Source organism: Acinetobacter sp. YH12064 (assembly GCF_013419735.1).
Classification (GTDB): domain Bacteria; phylum Pseudomonadota; class Gammaproteobacteria; order Pseudomonadales; family Moraxellaceae; genus Acinetobacter; species Acinetobacter amyesii.
Genome location: NZ_VOZP01000013.1, coordinates 123,594 through 141,447, shown reverse-complemented (window position 1 = coordinate 141,447; position 17,854 = coordinate 123,594). Strand labels below are relative to the sequence as shown.

Here is a 17,854-nt window from a genome sequence, read left to right as displayed (position 1 = left end):
TCATTTTGAGGCAAAAAACGCATGTCACTGTTACGCCGTTGGTTCGATCCAATCCGATCGAGTTGGTTTTATCAGAAACCGACCCGACAAGCGGTGTTACCCACGGAACAAGGTCTGAGTGTTTATCTTCGACTGGATGATGTTTATAGCTATTTGGCTGCGCAGCAACTGCCTCAATTAGAAGAAATTCTCAGTGATGAAATCAAACCACTGAAAGTGATTATTTGTCGTCAGAGTGCTGAACCTCCAAATCAAATGTCATCGATAGAATGGCAACAATATTGTCTGAATGATGCCCAAATTTTAGCGCGGCAGCATCGTTTTAGTTTTCATGAAACACCTGAACAACCGACCGCTGAAGCTTTAGAACAAGCCGAAATTATTCTAAAAAATACGCCATTACGCGGCCAAGATTTTCTTTATTTACTTGAAGATGTGTTCCACATGCTGTGGCAAAAGCAGTATGGCAAGCTGAGAACACTGTATGCGATGGCCAGCCGTCATCATAAAGCTCAAGATTTTCCTGAACGTATCTTTACCGATACCCCGATTTTATCGGGCTATTTTGAGTTTGGTGAACGTAAGTACCATGCTGTAGATGATTTACTGCGTTTAACGCGCCGTTTAAAACAACAAAAACTCCTGACAGATAACCCGATCTTTATGATCAATCATATTGAATGGCGTGAGCACCTGATCAGTGATGCAGAAGAGTTGAATGAAATTCAGGGACTCGATCCTGAGCTTGATCTCTACATCGCGATGGAAGATCCGATTTCATGGTTACTGTTGGCTTATATTCGTGAGGAATTGGCGGACTATTATAATATTCAGCTGAATGTGTATCCATTGTCGTATCACGGTCGTGATCTGTTTGACTGGAGTTTGGCAACACGTCTGTCTAAACGGACAGAAGTTAAGTTCACGCCATTTTGCCGGCCTACAGAAGCAGCGACATTAGCTATGTCACAGCTTTACTACAGTGCGCCCGAAGAGGAGCGTATTGAGGTGATGTATCGCATTTTGGAGGCCGTATGGACCAAAGGGCGTGATTTATCCTTCAAAGCACATTTTCAGGCTTTACAGTATGAGTTAGAGATTTCTGAACTGACTACTAACGATATTGCTGAAAAATTAAAAGAAAATGATATGCACTGTGAGATGAAGTCACAGCCGGATTTTCCCGTCTTGGAATTACGTATTGCAGGTCAAAGCTATGTATTTAATAGCTTATACCGCGTATGGATGATTGAAAGTATTTTCAGTAATGTGTTAGAAGAGAAGTATAAAAGTGAAAACACCGCTGAAAGTGAAGCCAGAGAAGATGAAGAAAGTAAAAGTTGAGTCATTAGAGCAAGCCCGTGCACAGATTGATGTGATTGATCAGGGGATTATTGAGCTCATTGCAGCACGTCAGTTTTATGTCGATCAAGCGGTGCGTTTTAAGCGTTCAGTACAGGATGTTCAATCACCAGAGCGTGTCGAAGCGGTAATAAGTAAAATTCGTCTACAAGCCACAGAGCACGGTGTAAATGCAGATATTGTGGAACGTTTATACCGCGATATGATTCAGCATTTTATTCAACGTGAGTTGAAAGAGATTCGACCGTAATTTTTAGTTTTTGAGATTAGATCAAATTTATTAATGTTCTTTTTTAATATCACCAACTGAAAAATAATGATTTGATTTACATTTTGAAATTTTATTAATTTTTTTATTTGTTATTCTTTATCCAATTAGGCTTTGTTGCACAAAGATTTCATAACTATATGATTTTAAAGGTTTTGATTATTTTTTGATCCAAAATTAAATTTATTTAAATCAGATGCTTATATATTTATGCAACAAAGCCAGTTACCTCTAAAAACAAATTAGGATATATTGGCGTAAATGGTATTCTTTCAGATCCTGATACTAAATTAGATGCGAATGGAAAATTCTTTATTCCTGCTAAAACTGAAAAATACTATTTAAAGAAACCTCCAGTAGATTATGCTAATAGTACAGGAGATTTATTTTTTTCATTCCCTAATTATCAAACAAAAAGAATTGAATATGTTGACCTCTATGTAGATCAAGTTCCCGAAGATAGGGCAGGCTTTGACCATCTTAATAAAATTGATGTGGGAATTATCTACTTAGATCCTGAATAAATAGATAGTCGTTTGATCCTAGACAAAATAATGGGCACATATTCCCTCTAAAGATAAAGTAAGATTAACTTTAGAGATGTAAAAATAGCTAAACGCTGGAGTCTAAAAATATACAACAAGCTAATTATTATGCGCTTTCAAACTCACACGAGTCTGTAGTTTCAATCGTCCAGAAATTAGGTGTAGGGTATTCAACCTTAGATAAATGGATTCTCAAAGCTAATCCAGTTGGTTCAAGCAAACGTCAACTTTCACCAGAACAACAGCGTATTCTAGACTAAGAAAAAGATGTCAAGCAGTTCTGGGAAGCCAATGCTGTCTTGTTTGAATATATTGAAATTTACTACAATCGAATCAGAAGGCATTCTGCAATTGGCAGGTTAAGTCCTGAAGTCTTTGAACAGAAATATTTTAAGAATTTATAGGGATCTGTTGTCCACGATACTGTCTAGGATCATTTCTTAGCTTTAAAACCCATGCCTTAACCTTAAACTCCGCAGCGAGAGAAGTTTGATGAAGCATTTTTTTATTTTCTTAACCTTATTTTATATATTTGGTAGTACTGCTTGTTCGTCTGAGAAAATTAGTTTGAATCAAAATGAAGTTAAAGAATCTCAAAAAAAAGAATCAATTTCAACGCTGTCTAAAGAAGATACAGCTATAATAAATGATTATAAAAATACTATTAATAAACTTAATCTGAGAGATAAAGAAAACGCAGATAAAGTAATGAAAGATAGTTTGTCTGAAATAAAAAAGATCACGAATGATCAAGAACGACAAAAGATTGAAATGCAAATCTACTTAGCAACAGGCATGTATGAAGAGGCTTATAATCTTAATCATAAAATGTTAAATGACTCTTTCAGTCAGGAACTTTTAGTGACTCAGTGTGAGTTAAGCTATTATGCTAAAAGATCGAAAGATGAATATGAAAAATGTTATTCCGATTTAGCATTGATTTTAAAAGAAGAATTAAGGAAAGTATCAAAAAATGACCCTCAGTATATTTATGGTGAGTGGGGCTATTTGCTATCAATGTATAAATCTGGGAACGTTGAATATAAAAATAAAATAAAAAAATTTATTGATTCGATTCAAGATGAAACGGTGAAATATCAATTCGAAAGTTCTTATGAATTAGCTGAAGAGCAAATGAGTAGTTATGACAGTAATTAAAGTAAATTGTAATTACTTTTTTATTGAATCCAACTACCTTGTCTATAGTTGATTTTAAGCACAGCCTCAACTTTTTATTGAGGCTCTATTCCAAAAACACTGATTTTTCAAAGTGCCTGAATTGCATAGCATAGAGCCAATTCTTTTGCGAGTTTCGCCATGATTTGGTTCGTCATCACAGTTTTTGCAATCGCAGGTCTAATTAAAGGCACGATTGGGTTAGGCCTGCCTGCGGTATCGATGGGCCTCCTCACCATGGTGATCAGTCCATTTCAGGCAGCGACGTTATTGATTATTCCATCTATGGTCACCAACTTTTGGCAACTATTTGCCGAAGGGCAGGTGCTGCGCCTAATTCAACGCTTTTGGTCCTTGTTACTTGGGATTATCGTCGGTTCAATTTGGAGTATTTTTCCAACTTTAGGACATGGTGAATTTAAAAGTGAAGCTTTACTGGGGGGCATGTTGGCACTATACGGACTGTATGGGCTTTGTGCCAAGAGCTTGCCGAACTTTGCACCACATGAAAAATGGCTATCTCCAATGATCGGTTATCTCGGTGGAGCGCTGACTGTTGCGACCGGTGTGGTGGTGATCCCTGTGGTGCCATATTTGCAAGGTTTGCAGCTCAAACGTGATGACCTCGTACAGTCACTCGGTTTAGCCTTTACCACATCAACCATTTGTTTGGCAGTGTTCTTACAGCAAAATCCAGTGGAAGATCTCCCGATTGATTATGCCATGTCAGCCATAGCACTGATTCCAGCGCTCATTGGCAGTCATCCAGCGACGAACCGTTTCCACAGGAATATTCAGACCAAACATGCTCATCAGCTTCTCATGAGCCAAGGTTGGGCCAAAGCCCAGCAGATGTTCAGAAATAATGGAAAGGCATTCAGACTTTACGGCTTCATCATGGCGACGATGGCCAGGTTGACCACGACTGGCATGTGTCAGGCGTGAAACACCGTCTTGCTTTAGCTTCTGTAATAATAGGGTAATTTGGGGGGTAGAAAGATTGAGGATTTCAGAAGCACGGACTTGGGTAATACGATGATCTCGAACATCTTGCAGTACAGCAAGACGTTGAATCTCTTTATCAGACATAGTGATCAGCATCTATATTTTATATCCAGCCCATGATGGTTAAACCATCATAAACTAGACATTTTTATTGGTGAGAATATAGACACTTTAAATGGGTTCTAACATTTTCATTTCTTATAAGAGCCATTATGTTAAATAGGAACCTTAGAACAATAGAAAATTATAATTTCATTGCCATAAGGAAGAATATACTTACAATCCTACGTTCGTTTGTAAAGCAATTTGCTGTGAAGCTAATTCAAGTGCTTTAGCTTTCCCTAATGGTTTAATATCAGTGCCTTCAGCATATATAAAATCTACCTTATCAATACCAATTAATCCTAATACTGCTATTAAATATGTTGTAACAGCATCTGTTGGAAGATCTTGATGAAAACCACCACGTGAACTAAAGATAATTGATTTAACACCTTTAATTAATCCTACGGGTGCGGTTTCTGTATATTGAAAAGTTACTCGTGCTCGTGCAATTAAGTCGAACCAGTTTTTTAATTGGGTTGGTACATTTAAGTTATACATTGGTGCTGCAATCAATAATAGATCACAATCTTTCAGCTCTTGAATAAATTGATCAGAGAGAGCCACTGCTGCTTTTACCTCAGGTTTTTCATTCGCCTCTCCACGTAAGGCATTAAATATCTCTAAGTTTAATACTGGTAAGTTCATAGCTCCTAGATCATGTTCAATTATTTGGTCAACATAACCACTTTGCTTACGTCTATATAAATATTTATTAATGAGCTGATTACTTAGAGATTTTTCCTGCATAAAACTAGATTTGATAACTAAAATTCTGTTCATAGTAAGGTTCCTAATATGAATTTTTATTAGATTATCATTGATAAATTGGATACAAAAGTGATAATAAATCAACTCATTGATTCCCAATTGGAACTAATATGCGTGTTAATGATCTGAAAAGTTTGATGGCATTTATTAGTGTTGTTGAACAAGGAAGTTTTACTAAAGCATCAGAAAAATTACATCTGACTCGTTCCGCTGTCAGTAAGATGATTTCAAAGCTTGAGGTACAGCTCGGAGTAGTACTTTTTAACAGAGATACACGTCATTTAGCTCTCACAGAAGAAGGTAGTATTTTCTATGAACATAGCCAGCGGGCTGTACAAGAATTATTAATAGCTGAGACATTATTTGAAAGTAATAATCAAAATATTCAGGGAATGATACGTATCTCTATGCCTGTATTATTTGGACAAAAGTTCATAGTTCCGATATTAAGAGACTTAGCAGATGAACATCAAAATTTGAATATGGTTCTTTCTTTTAATGATCGTTATATTGATTTAATTGAAGATAATTATGACCTAGTGATAAGAATTGGTAATTTAGAAGATAATAGTCAATTAATGGTTAAAAAGATTTCTGAGCATGCAATGTGGCTCTGTGCCACACCTGAATATTTAAAAAGATACCAGATTCCTGAGAGCATCAAAGATTTAGATAACCATCAGACTATTGGATATTTGAAAAATGGGCAGCTTGAAAAGTGGATATTTCAAAGTTCTCATCATAAAACTATGAAATATTTGCCAAAAAATAAAGTTCAAATGGATGACATAAAAAGCATATTAGATTATGTACTAATGCACGGAGGAATTGGTTGGTTACCTTCCTGGTTGATTCAAGAATATATACAAAGTGGTCAATTAATACACCTACTTACTAACTATTCAAGTACTAACTATCCTATTCAAATTGTATGGAAAAGATCAAATTTCTTACCAATACGTGTTCGTACTACCATTGATAAAATAGCTTCATCAATACAAAAAGATAGCGTCATTAAATAAGATTTATAAGAGAGGAATTCTAAATTGATAGTAATACAAAATCTTTCTAGTTTAATTTTTAAACACGGATTTATTAAGCTTTCCTAAAATTAACATAATACACCTTATACGAAATTCTTGAAATTTTCCTATAAGTATCAATAGTTTATTAAAAACCGTTCTAGTAAACAGCATATTGGAACGGTTTTTATATCACTATTCCACCAATACGCTTATAACTTATTCGAAATCAAAAGAGTTTGTTTAGTCCATCTACGCTATCTGCTTTAGACGCTATAACCTAGCCTCAACTTTTTATTGAGGCTCTATTCCAAAAACACTGATTTTTCAAAGTGTCTGAATTGCATAGCATAGAGCCAATTCTTTTGCGAGTTTCGCCATGATTTGGTTCGTCATCACAGTTTTTGCAATCGCAGGTCTAATTAAAGGCACGATTGGGTTAGGCCTGCCTGCGGTATCGATGGGCCTCCTCACCATGGTGATCAGTCCATTTCAGGCAGCGACGTTATTGATTATTCCATCTATGGTCACCAACTTTTGGCAACTATTTGCCGAAGGGCAGGTGCTGCGCCTAATTCAACGCTTTTGGTCCTTGTTACTTGGGATTATCGTCGGTTCAATTTGGAGTATTTTTCCAACTTTAGGACATGGTGAATTTAAAAGTGAAGCTTTACTGGGGGGCATGTTGGCACTATACGGACTGTATGGGCTTTGTGCCAAGAGCTTGCCGAACTTTGCACCACATGAAAAATGGCTATCTCCAATGATCGGTTATCTCGGTGGAGCGCTGACTGTTGCGACCGGTGTGGTGGTGATCCCTGTGGTGCCATATTTGCAAGGTTTGCAGCTCAAACGTGATGACCTCGTACAGTCACTCGGTTTAGCCTTTACCACATCAACCATTTGTTTGGCAGTGTTCTTACAGCAAAGTCCAGTGGAAGATCTCCCGATTGATTATGCCATGTCAGCCATGGCACTGATTCCTGCGCTCATTGGTATGTGGGCAGGGAAAAAAATCCGTTACCGCATTCCAGAACAAAAATTCCGTAAGGTGTTTTTTATCGGGTTGATTGCCCTCGGTAGCTATATGATGCTGCACCAGTTTGGCGTGATTTAAAGCCTAGACTTAGCCATCTAAAGTAGATTTTTGTGACAGTAGAAACTGACTGAAATGCTGATAATTTAAGGGTAAATCATCAAAATTACGCGCGGTGAGGAGCAGTTTTCGATTGGCCCATTCACCGCTGAGCTCAACTTGGGCAAAGGCATACAAACTGATTAATCGTTGGGCCGCACGTTTTGGCATGATGGCAATGCCCACACCATTCGCCACCACTTGGGCGATCGCGGCAAAGTTCGGCAAACGTAACCGATACTGAATTTCACAGCCGAATAATTTGGCTTGAGCCTCGATCGATTGTTGTAAGGAATGATATTGCATTAAACCGACAAAGGGATAATTTAAAATCTCTGCGGGTTTGACGCTAGATATCGAGGCCAATTCATGAGTTATAGGACAAATCAGCACCAACGGATCATCTGCAAACTCAAGCGTTTGTAGTTGTTCAGATTTAAAGAAACCTGAAATTAAGCCTAGTTGTGCATTACCTTGCTCTATCGCTGCAATGATGTCTTTAGACTCGGCTTCATGCAGCTCAATTTGTGTATTGGGATTTTCCAGCAAATAGCGTGGCAGCAAAACCGGCAAATATTCACTTTGTGCAGATGAATTACACCATAAGGTCATATTGGAACTTAGCCCATGGGCAAAGGGCAGCATCGCGTGTTCTAATTGTTGCCCCTCACCTAAGATGCGCTGTGCATGTTCAACCAAGGTTTGACCGGCAAGAGTCAGTTTGACCCCTTTGGCTTGGCGAGTGAACAGGGCTGTGCGGTAATGCTGTTCGAGTTTTTTAATCCGTTCACTGGCTGCTTGTAGCGAGATGGCAGAACGAGCAGCGCCTTTGGTCAGACTACCGCTGTCTACAATGTGCAGTACCAATTGAAGGTCGAACAAATCCAGTCGCATACAGTGTATTCCTTGGCTAATGCCTTATCTTACCGAAAGAACAGCTATAAAAAAAAGCGACCTTTCGGCCGCTTTTCAAATAAATGTTGTATACTTTTTTAAATGCTTTGGAGGCTTATTCTGATTTATCGCCCAAGCTAAAGAACCAGTTCAAAATCAGCGCTGCAAATGTAGCAGTACCAATACCACCTAAGTTGAAGTTACCGAATTGAAGTGCAAAGTCACCCGTACCTAAAATAATCGTGACTGCTGCCACCATCAGGTTTTTGTTTTTTGAGAAATCGACTTTGTTTTCAATCCAAATTTTCGCACCTGCAATGGTAATTAGACCAAATACAACAATCGATGCACCTGTCAAAATGGCTTGCGGAATGGTATGAATAATCGCACCAAACTTTGGAGAAAGACCAAGGAAGATGGCGAATACACCTGCAAATACAAACACGATGGTCGAGTAAACACGCGTTACTGCCATCACACCAATATTTTCGCCATAAGTGGTCATACCCGGACCGCCGACACCGCCTGAAAGTGTGGTTGCAACACCATCTGCAACGAAGGCTTTACCAATGTGCGGATCGAGGTTTTCACCTGTCATCGCGCCTACAGCTTTGATGTGGCCAAGGTTTTCTGCAACCAAAATCAACGCAATCGGTGCAATAATAAGCATGGCATTGAAGTCGAAGACGGGTGAATGGAAGTGCGGAACACCAAACCAAGCAGCTTCTTGTACGGGAACGAAATTGATTGGTGTGCCATGACCCATGACATTGGAAATGATGTAATACACCAAATATGCCAGTAATAGACCGACCAACAGTAATAAGCGTTGTAACAAGCCCTTCGTGAACACTGCAATCGAACCCATACACAGTACAGTGACTAATGCCATCCACATATTAAAGTTATTACCGGCAACCCCTTTAATGGTCACTGGGGCTAGGTTCAGACCAATAATCATCACCACTGCACCTGTAACGACAGGTGGCATGAGTTTTTCAATCCAACGCGTACCCGTTGCCATCACGATAAAACCAAAAATGGCATATAAGATACCGCAGGCCATGATCCCGCCTGCCGCCATTGCGATATTGGCATTTGGCGCGCCAGTACCTGATGCTGCATAACCGGTTGCCGCGATCACCACACCAATAAAAGCAAAACTAGAGCCTAAATAACTTGGTACACGACCACCTGTCATAAAGAAGAACAGGATGGTACAGATCCCCGACATTAAAATCGCAAGGTTGGCATCAAAGCCCATCAAAAATGGCGCAAGGACAGTTGCACCAAACATTGCAAAGGCATGTTGTATCCCCAATACCACACTTTGCACCGGAGGTAGGTACTCATTTGTACCTACAGGACGTGCATCAATATTGCCTTCGTACGGGCGCCATTTGGGAAACCAATTGGACATAAAATGAGCACTCAATAGATAAATTGTGCACATCATACTCTTGTTTTTTAGAAGATTTAATCTCTTTTAAAAATATTTTGTTCAAACTAATTACATGACTTTACATATAAATTTACCAAATGGTAAAAGTTTTAAGGGTGTAAAAAAGGCATTAAATCATGCAATTAATCAAATAGGCTTGGAGCCAATTCTTCATAAATTTTTCTTATTTTATATATTCCAAAATAAATTAAAACCAATATGACTGGTCAAAAAAAAAGCACACAGTTCTGTGTGCTTTTTGAAAACTTGGAAGATTTAGCCAGTGTTACGCAAACCTGCCGCAATACCCGCGATACTGACCATCAACGCATGGTCGACTGGGGTATTTTCAGCCTGACGCTCGGCAAGGTAAGCACGGCGGCGTTTCATTAGCTCGGCTTGCAGTAAATGTAGCGGCAATAAATAAGGCTTACGCACCTTCATGGATTGGTCGAGCACATCGTTACTGCTGAGTAATTTCGATTCACCTTTGAGTGCTAATAGCGTTTGTACCGCATCACGTAAACGCTGACGTAACTCTTCGCCCAATTGTTTGAGGTCTGCATCATCCGTCAGATGAGACTCATAATACAGCGCCACATGACCATCGGCTTTGGACAAGACCATTTCCAACATATCAATCAGGGTTTGGAAATACGGCCATTGCTCCAACATTTCTTCGAGTGTCTGCTTTTGACCTTGATCAATCACTTGATTAATCGCAGCACCTGTACCGAGCCAAGCAGGTAGCATCAAACGGATTTGCGTCCATGCGAACACCCAAGGAATCGCACGTAATGACTCAATTCCACCGCTAACTTTACGTTTGGCTGGGCGTGAGCCGAGCGGTAACATTTGCAGTTCCAGTTCTGGTGTCACAGTCCGTAGGTATTTTACAAAATGCGGATTTTCACGCACGGTTTGACGATACACCTGTACCGACAGATCCGTCATGCTGTGCATGAGCTGACGCCATTCCTGTTTCGGTTCAGGCGGTGGTAATAAGGTCGCTTCTAAGGTCGCAGCGGTGTAAATTTCCAAGTTTTGTAAGGCAATGCCTTCTAATCCAAACTTGAAGCGAATCATTTCCCCTTGTTCTGTGACACGGATTGCACCAGAAATCGAACCTGGTGGCTGTGAAAATAGGGCTTGCTGTGTCGGCGCACCACCACGGCTGATTGAACCGCCACGGCCATGGAATAATGTCAGTTGTATATCATGTTTTTTCGCAACTGCGGTTAATTCTTCCTGTGCACGATACTGCGCCCAGTTTGCCGACATAAAGCCCGCATCTTTGGCTGAGTCTGAATAGCCAATCATCACCTCGTGTTTACCCTGAATATGCTGCTTATACCAATGCATATTGAATAGGGTATTCATGGTACGGGCTGCACCATCCAAATCTTTTAAAGTTTCAAACAGTGGCACGACGCGTAGCGCTTGTTTGATGCCGGCTTCTTTTTGCAGTAACAATACAGCCAAGACATCACTCGGATGTTCGGCCATGGAAATAATATAAGCCCCTAAACTTTCAGGTGGCTGTTCTGCCAAAGTGCGCATGGTCGCAAAGACTTCTTGTACATCTGGATGTTCAATCAGACTTTGTTTCGGCTCATTTAAAAACTTCGGTAACAATGGACGTTTGCTTTGCAGTTCCTGAATCAAGAAGTTTTGACGGGCTTGCTCCGTCCATGTTTCAAAATTGCCTAAACCTAAATATTCCGTAATGGCAGAAATCGCTTGGCGATGACGCGTGGATTCCTGACGAATATCGAGTTTGAGTAATTCGATACCGAAACAATTCACTCGATGAATAAAGTCGAGTAACTGACCATTGGCAATTTCAGGTAAACCGCTGTCAATCAGTGAACGGTAGCAAACCAATAGTGGATCGAGCAGCTCATGGCGGCTTTTAATGACTTGGCTATCGTCAGCATCTTCGCCACGGAGTTTTAGTGCCAACCAGTGACGAGTGGCTTTGAGGCGTTCCCGCGCATCACGTAGATATTCACGATATGGTTCAGGGTGGGAATGACCCAAGGCATCACTAAGCTCTTTGCTGCATTCTTGAATCGAAAGTTCCCAGCGCAGGTCTTCGATATCGCGTAAATACAAGTCGGCAGCTTTCCAACGTGAAAGCCACAGCACTTCTTGAGTAATATTATGGGTGACGTTTGGGTTACCATCACGGTCACCGCCCATCCATGATGCAAAGCGCACAGGGGCAACATTTAAAGGCAAGGTCTTGCCACAATGATCTTGAACCATGCCATCCAATTCACGCATGAATTTGGGTACAGCATTCCACAAGGTCTGTTCGATGGTTGTGAAACCCCATTTGGCTTCGTCGACAGGCGTCGGGCGATGTTGACGAATTTCATCTGTTTGCCATGCCGAGCAAATCAGTTGTTTTAAATCATCCAAAACGGCTTTGCGTTCGCGTGGCGTAAGTTTTTGTTGATCCATTTTAAACAGGCAATCATTAATACCATCATATTTCTGGATCAAGGTACGGCGGCTGACTTCGGTTGGATGTGCAGTCAGGACCAATTCAATTTTTAATTCACAAATTTGTTGGAACAGTTGTTCTGCACTGATGTTATTGCTTTTAAATTTTTCAAATAAATGATCGAGTGGATTCGGTGAAGGTGCCTGCTCATCAAACTCACTTTGGCGACGGCTGCGCACAACATTGTATTGTTCGGCAATATTGGCAAAGTTGAGAAAGTGCGTAAATGCACGGGTCAGTGGCAGAATTTCTTCATCTTTTAAATTTAAAAATAATTGTTCTAACTGTTTTTCAGCTTCAACTTGTCCATCGCGCGCGCCTTTAGACAAAGCACGAATTTGCTCTACCTGATTAAACAAATCTTGTCCTGCATGCTGCTTTAGGGTTTCACCCAATAAATTGCCCAGTAAGCGCACGTCTTCACGTAATGGAGCATCAATTTGTTGAATCATTTGTTATTTCTCCGCGTATTCCTGTCTCGACTATACCCCGAAAGTGCTGTGGCAAAAGGGGGTACAGACAAAAGTCGGATGACTTTTCTAGGTAAATGAGCAATAGCTATGCCATTTGTTTCAGTTTAGCCTTGAAATATTTCAGAAAATGCTTAGCTCTGCGTGCCGAGTTGATATTTCAGCATAAAGATGTCGATGGCAGAGTGAATAATGGCCTGTCGCTCTGCTGCTTCAGGTACTGGGCGCATGCCCAATAAGACTTCTTGATGGCGTAGTCCCATCAGTAGCGACACAATCAGTTCAGTTTGTCGGGCAGGATTATCCTGCTGAATGAAATTTAAAGCCGCTGCGTCTTGAAAAAATTTTTCCCAGACTTGGCGCATTTTTAAATGTGAGGCACGGAAAAACTGTTCGACCAAAGGACTGTGTTCGGCAGCTAATTCCAAAAGTAATAAATCCAGTTTAATGGCTTCTGGCAAATTCATGATGTTCAGCCCCAACTCACAAATTTCAACGAAAGCCTGCATAAAATGACTTTCGCTGTGCAGATGTCGCGGGCGGGTATTTAAAATATATTCACAGGTGTCTTCAATCGCACTGGTAAATAAAGTGGCTTTGTCCTGAAAATGGTTATAGACCGTCAGTTTGGTGACCCCTGCATGTTGCGCAATCTGATTCATGCTGCAACCGTGATAGCCCATTTCTAAAAATAATTGTTTTGCAGACTCTAAAATCCGTTGTCGTTTTTCTAAGTCTTTTGGGCGGCCGACATTCATTTGCTGAAAAAATTCCAAAAAAGGCGAAAAGGTCATTGATTTCGGATAATTAATCTAATTAATGTACCGCATGGTTTATTAATTAAAAAATAACCAAATTAATTGAATAATATTCTGCCCTAAAAAAGACTTTTTATTAAGAGCGAACTTCATGAGTACGATTAAGACCACAGTTGTCAGCATGATTATCGTTTGCAGTGTGACCTTATGGGGATGCAGCAAGGATAAAGCCCAAACGGAACAGGAAGTGCCATTTGTGATGGTGACTCAGCCGGGTGCCACACATTTTGAACAAAAAAGTTATGCGGGTGATGTGCAAGCACGCCAGCAAACAGCTTTAGCGTTTCGGGTTGGCGGTCAAATCACTGAGCGCTATGTCGATGTTGGAGACCAAGTCCGAGTCGGGCAAGTCTTGGCAAAATTAGACGTCAAAGATGCACAGTTGCAACTGAATGCAGCACAAGCACAGCTTGAAAGTGCGCGTTCCGCTGCACAGATTGCTGAAGATGAACTAAAACGCTTTAAGCAATTATTGCCAGTCAATGCTGTGAGTCGTTCGCAGTATGATGCAGTGGAAAACCAATATAAAGCAGCACAGTCGAACTTAAAGCAAGCCCAATCAAATTATGATGTGAGTCGTAATCAGACCGGTTATAACCAATTAATTGCCAATAAAAATGGGGTCATTACTGAGCGTAATATAGAGATTGGTCAAGTGATTGCAGCAGGACAACCGGCATTTCAATTGGCGATTGCAGGTGAACGTGAAGTGGTCATTGGTGTGCCTGAACAAGCGGTTACTGAAATTAAAACAGGGCAGGATGCATGGGTCACCTTGTGGTCGAAACCACAGGAAAAATTTGCAGGCTATGTGCGTGAAATTAGTCCTGCAGCCGATCAGTCTCGTACTTATAGTGTCAAAGTGGCATTGCGTGAAGGCAATAGCGCCATTCAATTGGGGCAAAGTGCACGGGTATTTTTAACCAAAGCACAGCAGAATGTTTTGCATGTGCCGTTATCGAGTGTGTCTGCGAGTGGTCAGCAGGCATATGTGATGGTGGTCAATGCAGATAATACGGTACGTAAAGTTCCAGTGAGTTTAGGTGAATACGGACGTGACAGCGTGCCCGTACTTAGTGGTCTGCAAGCAGGGGATTTTGTGGTGGTTGGCGGCGTGCATTTGCTCCGCGAAAAACAAAAAATACAACCTGTTGATCGTGAAAATCGTGCGGTACACATTCAGACAGGAGTTAAATAATGAATTTTAACTTGTCTGAGTGGGCACTGAAAAATAAAGGCTTAATCCTTTATTTTATGATTCTGCTGGGCATCGTTGGGATATTTTCCTATTCCAAATTGTCGCAGAGTGAAGACCCGCCATTTACCTTTAAAGTCATGGTGATTCAAACCTATTGGCCTGGTGCAACAGCCAAAGAAGTTTCGCTACAGGTCACCGATCGGATTGAAAAAGAACTGATGACCACGGGGCAGTATGAACGCATCATGGCGTATTCACGTCCGGGTGAATCCATGGTGACCTTTGTGGCCAAGGACAGTCTACGTTCGCAGCAAGTCCCCGATGTTTGGTACACCGTGCGTAAAAAGGTCAATGATATTCGCCATCAATTACCATCTGGGGTGCAAGGTCCTTTCTTTAATGATGAGTTTGGTGACACCTTTGGCAATATCTATGTGCTCACCGGCAAAGACTTTGACTATGCCACCATGAAGGAATATGCCGACCGTTTACAGCTCCAGTTACAACGAGTCAAAGACGTTGCGAAAGTGGATTTGATTGGTCTACAAGATCAAAAAGTTTGGATTGAAATTTCCAACACCAAAGCCACGCAAATGGGCATACCCGTGACGGCGATTCAACAAGCCTTGCAGCAGCAAAATACAGTTGCCAGTGCCGGCTTTTTTGAAACCAATTCAGACCGGATTCAAGTACGTGTCAGCGGCAATTTACAAAACATTGATGAACTACGTCAGATGCCCTTATTGGTGAATGGACGAACCATTCAGTTGGGGGATGTGGCTGATGTACATCGGGGCTTTAGTGATCCACCACAACCACGTATGCGTTTTATGGGCGAAAATGGTTTAGGCATTGCAGTATCGATGCGTAAAGGTGGCGACATTCTGGCTTTGGGTAAAAACCTAGAAACAGAATTTGCCCGCTTGCAAAAAACCTTGCCCTTGGGCATGGAACTAAAAAAAGTGTCGGATCAGCCTGTAGCCGTGAAGCGCAGTGTCAATGAGTTTATGAAAGTCCTCGCTGAGGCGGTGATTATCGTACTGTTAGTGAGTTTCTTCTCTTTGGGTTTCCGTACAGGTCTTGTCGTTGCGTTTTCCATTCCATTGGTCTTGGCCATGACCTTTGCCGGTATGCAGATGTTTGATGTCGGTTTGCACAAGATTTCTTTGGGAGCATTGATTCTCGCACTCGGTTTATTGGTGGATGATGCGATTATTGCTGTCGAAATGATGGCGATTAAAATGGAGCAGGGCTATAGCCGGTTACAAGCCGCCGGACATGCATGGCGGACGACCGCATTTCCAATGCTAACAGGCACGCTAATTACGGCTGCAGGATTTTTGCCGATTGCCACAGCCGCATCGAGCACAGGGGAATACACTCGCTCGATTTTCCAAGTGGTCACTATCGCATTGGTGGTGTCATGGTTTGCAGCGGTGCTGTTTGTTCCCTATCTAGGGGATAAATTACTACCCGACTTCAACAAAGATTTGGTACAAAAAGCCCCATGGTATCAGCGCCTGTTGGCACGTTTGCGCAAACAACCTGAACCTCAGCCGATGGTGCATCATGCCGGGGAACATCACGATCCTTATCAGTCGCCGTTTTATCAACGTTTCCGTGGTTGGGTTGACACTTGTGTGACTTATCGCAAGACGGTGATTGCAGCGACGGTTGGCATCTTTGTATTATCAATTTTAATGTTTAAAACCGTACCACAGCAGTTTTTCCCACCGTCAAACCGTGCTGAAATTTTAGTGGATTTAAAGCTCGAGGAAGGTGCGTCGCTGAAAGCCACAGAAGCGGCAGTAAAAAAAGTCGAAGCGTTCTTGTCGAAAAAACAAGGCATTGATAATTTTGTGGCTTATGTGGGGACAGGTTCACCGCGGTTTTATTTACCTCTAGATCAGCAGTTGCCCCAAGCCAGTTTTGCTCAGTTTGTGGTATTGGCTTCATCTTTAGATGATCGCAATGAAATTCGTCAGTCATTAGCAGAAGAAATCCGTAAGCTCTTACCTGAAGTACGTACTCGCGTTTCACTTTTAGAAAATGGGCCACCTGTGGGTTATCCATTGCAGTTCCGCGTGTCGGGTGAAGATCTGAGCTTGGTTCGAGAGTGGGCACAACGGGTGTCTGCAAAAGTCAGTGAAAACCCGAACACCACCAATGTGCATTTGGATTGGGGTGAGCCAAGCAAAGTCATTAAACTGGACATCGACCAAGATCGCGCACGTCAAATGGGGGTTTCCAGTCTAGATCTGTCCAATTTCCTGAATAGTTCAATCAGTGGCGCGGTGATTAATCAGTATCGTGAGAAACGAGAGCTGATTGAAATTCGGATGCGTGGTGATCAAGCGGAGCGATTGGATGTCGGGTCTCTCAGCAGTTTGGCTGTACCGACCAGCAATGGTGGTTCAGTACCATTGGCGCAGATTGCGAAAATTGAGTATAGCTTTGAAGAAGGTTTGATTTGGCATCGTAACCGTTTACCGACCATTACTGTGCGCGCGGATATTCGCAGTAAATTGCAACCTGCAACGGTGGTGGGTGAGTTAAAAGATTCATTTGATCAGTTACGTGCAGAGATGCCGAATGGTTATCTACTCGAAGTAGGCGGCACTGTGGAAGAGTCAGCACGAGGTCAAACTTCTGTAAATGCAGGCATGCCATTATTTCTCGCAGTTGTCATGACTTTGTTGATGATTCAATTACGCAGCATGTCACGGGCGATGATCGTATTTTTAACTGCACCTTTGGGCATTATTGGCGTGTTGTTATTCCTGTTATTGTTCAATAAACCCTTTGGTTTTGTGGCAATGCTCGGCACGATTGCACTGTCAGGAATGATTATGCGCAATTCACTGATTTTGATTGATCAGATTGAACAAGATATTCAGTCTGGGGAGTCGGCTTGGGATGCGATTATCAATGCGACGGTACGTCGTTGCCGTCCAATTGTATTGACTGCATTGGCTGCTGTATTGGCGATGATTCCACTTTCTCGCAGTATTTTCTTCGGTCCAATGGCCGTGGCGATTATGGGTGGATTGATCGTGGCGACCCTGCTGACCTTGTTCTTTTTACCTGCGCTATATGCACAGTGGTTTAAAGTGAAAAAAACTCAGCAGAATCCTTAAA

Annotated in this window: 12 protein-coding genes and 4 pseudogenes; 10 read left to right on the top strand and 6 right to left on the bottom strand. The window is 41.5% G+C overall.

Translation table 11 applies throughout. The annotated features are described in order from the left end of the window. The first annotated feature begins 21 nt into the window (after positions 1-21). The 6 genes and pseudogenes from FTU13_RS13600 to FTU13_RS13575 form a co-directional block, all read left to right on the top strand. Complete coding sequence (locus FTU13_RS13600) at positions 22-1,344, top strand: hypothetical protein (protein WP_180128566.1); 1,323 nt, start codon at positions 22-24, stop codon at positions 1,342-1,344. After that, the gene (locus FTU13_RS13595; protein WP_180026224.1) at positions 1,325-1,612 is read left to right on the top strand and encodes a chorismate mutase; all 288 of its coding nucleotides are present in this window, start codon (positions 1,325-1,327) and stop codon (positions 1,610-1,612) included. The genes FTU13_RS13600 and FTU13_RS13595 overlap by 20 nt, the downstream gene beginning before the upstream one ends. 637 nt (positions 1,613-2,249) lie before the next feature. Next, positions 2,250-2,432, top strand: a pseudogene (locus FTU13_RS13590) (IS3 family transposase); the annotation flags it as partial. Positions 2,433-2,459: 27 nt separating this feature from the next. Further along, positions 2,460-2,579, top strand: a pseudogene (locus tag FTU13_RS13585) (IS3 family transposase); the annotation flags it as partial. Between the two features lie 88 nt (positions 2,580-2,667). Continuing rightward, the gene (locus FTU13_RS13580; RefSeq protein WP_180128564.1) at positions 2,668-3,333 is read left to right on the top strand and encodes a hypothetical protein; all 666 of its coding nucleotides are present in this window, start codon (positions 2,668-2,670) and stop codon (positions 3,331-3,333) included. Positions 3,334-3,492: 159 nt separating this feature from the next. Beyond that, positions 3,493-4,110, top strand: a pseudogene (locus FTU13_RS13575) (sulfite exporter TauE/SafE family protein); the annotation flags it as partial. On the opposite strand, the pseudogene FTU13_RS13570 reads toward FTU13_RS13575, so the two are convergent. After that, positions 4,096-4,452 (bottom strand): annotated as a pseudogene (locus tag FTU13_RS13570) (ISNCY family transposase); the annotation flags it as partial. The pseudogenes FTU13_RS13575 and FTU13_RS13570 overlap by 15 nt on opposite strands. A gap of 180 nt (positions 4,453-4,632) precedes the next feature. Next, positions 4,633-5,241: an FMN-dependent NADH-azoreductase gene (locus FTU13_RS13565; protein ID WP_180128563.1), complete on the bottom strand. Its 609-nt coding sequence runs from the start codon at positions 5,239-5,241 to the stop codon at positions 4,633-4,635. Between the two features lie 98 nt (positions 5,242-5,339). On the opposite strand from FTU13_RS13565, the gene FTU13_RS13560 reads away from it, so the two are divergent. Beyond that, a complete protein-coding gene (locus FTU13_RS13560; RefSeq protein WP_180128562.1) occupies positions 5,340-6,251 on the top strand; it encodes a LysR family transcriptional regulator in 912 nt (303 codons plus the stop codon). A gap of 379 nt (positions 6,252-6,630) precedes the next feature. Further along, positions 6,631-7,368, top strand: coding sequence for a sulfite exporter TauE/SafE family protein (locus tag FTU13_RS13555; protein WP_180128561.1), 738 nt, complete (start codon positions 6,631-6,633; stop codon positions 7,366-7,368). 9 nt (positions 7,369-7,377) lie between these two features. Here the strand turns inward: FTU13_RS13555 and FTU13_RS13550 are convergent, their stop codons facing one another. From FTU13_RS13550 to FTU13_RS13535, 4 genes are all read right to left on the bottom strand, one after another. Continuing rightward, positions 7,378-8,280 carry a LysR family transcriptional regulator gene (locus FTU13_RS13550; RefSeq protein ID WP_180128560.1) on the bottom strand — a complete coding sequence of 301 codons (903 nt, stop codon included), beginning with the start codon at positions 8,278-8,280 and terminating at the stop codon, positions 7,378-7,380. A gap of 115 nt (positions 8,281-8,395) precedes the next feature. Next, positions 8,396-9,700 (bottom strand): solute carrier family 23 protein, encoded by a 1,305-nt coding sequence (locus FTU13_RS13545; RefSeq protein WP_078191643.1) that lies wholly within the window; start codon positions 9,698-9,700, stop codon positions 8,396-8,398. 297 nt (positions 9,701-9,997) lie between these two features. Further along, entirely contained in the window at positions 9,998-12,682 is a 2,685-nt protein-coding gene (gene ppc, locus FTU13_RS13540) for a phosphoenolpyruvate carboxylase (protein ID WP_180128559.1), read from the bottom strand. A gap of 152 nt (positions 12,683-12,834) precedes the next feature. After that, complete coding sequence (locus tag FTU13_RS13535) at positions 12,835-13,458, bottom strand: TetR/AcrR family transcriptional regulator (RefSeq protein WP_180128558.1); 624 nt, start codon at positions 13,456-13,458, stop codon at positions 12,835-12,837. A gap of 151 nt (positions 13,459-13,609) precedes the next feature. Here FTU13_RS13535 and FTU13_RS13530 point away from each other — a divergent pair, with 151 nt between their 5' ends. Both FTU13_RS13530 and FTU13_RS13525 read left to right on the top strand, forming a co-directional pair. Beyond that, the gene (locus FTU13_RS13530; protein WP_180128557.1) at positions 13,610-14,716 is read left to right on the top strand and encodes an efflux RND transporter periplasmic adaptor subunit; all 1,107 of its coding nucleotides are present in this window, start codon (positions 13,610-13,612) and stop codon (positions 14,714-14,716) included. After that, positions 14,716-17,853: an efflux RND transporter permease subunit gene (locus FTU13_RS13525; RefSeq protein WP_180128556.1), complete on the top strand. Its 3,138-nt coding sequence runs from the start codon at positions 14,716-14,718 to the stop codon at positions 17,851-17,853. The genes FTU13_RS13530 and FTU13_RS13525 overlap by 1 nt, the downstream gene beginning before the upstream one ends. Position 17,854 lies beyond the last annotated feature (1 nt).

Bases quoted from the DNA above. Each gene is read 5' to 3' on its own strand.
- FTU13_RS13550 (WP_180128560.1), bottom strand. From the start codon at position 8,280: ATGCGACTGGATTTGTTCGACCTTCAATTGGTACTGCACATTGTAGAC.
- FTU13_RS13595 (WP_180026224.1), top strand. From the start codon at position 1,325: ATGAAGAAAGTAAAAGTTGAGTCATTAGAGCAAGCCCGTGCACAGATT.
- FTU13_RS13525 (WP_180128556.1), top strand. From the start codon at position 14,716: ATGAATTTTAACTTGTCTGAGTGGGCACTGAAAAATAAAGGCTTAATC.
- FTU13_RS13565 (WP_180128563.1), bottom strand. From the start codon at position 5,241: ATGAACAGAATTTTAGTTATCAAATCTAGTTTTATGCAGGAAAAATCT.
- FTU13_RS13530 (WP_180128557.1), top strand. From the start codon at position 13,610: ATGAGTACGATTAAGACCACAGTTGTCAGCATGATTATCGTTTGCAGT.
- FTU13_RS13555 (WP_180128561.1), top strand. From the start codon at position 6,631: ATGATTTGGTTCGTCATCACAGTTTTTGCAATCGCAGGTCTAATTAAA.
- FTU13_RS13600 (WP_180128566.1), top strand. From the start codon at position 22: ATGTCACTGTTACGCCGTTGGTTCGATCCAATCCGATCGAGTTGGTTT.
- FTU13_RS13560 (WP_180128562.1), top strand. From the start codon at position 5,340: ATGCGTGTTAATGATCTGAAAAGTTTGATGGCATTTATTAGTGTTGTT.
- FTU13_RS13535 (WP_180128558.1), bottom strand. From the start codon at position 13,458: ATGAATGTCGGCCGCCCAAAAGACTTAGAAAAACGACAACGGATTTTA.
- ppc (WP_180128559.1), bottom strand. From the start codon at position 12,682: ATGATTCAACAAATTGATGCTCCATTACGTGAAGACGTGCGCTTACTG.
- FTU13_RS13580 (WP_180128564.1), top strand. From the start codon at position 2,668: ATGAAGCATTTTTTTATTTTCTTAACCTTATTTTATATATTTGGTAGT.
- FTU13_RS13545 (WP_078191643.1), bottom strand. From the start codon at position 9,700: ATGTCCAATTGGTTTCCCAAATGGCGCCCGTACGAAGGCAATATTGAT.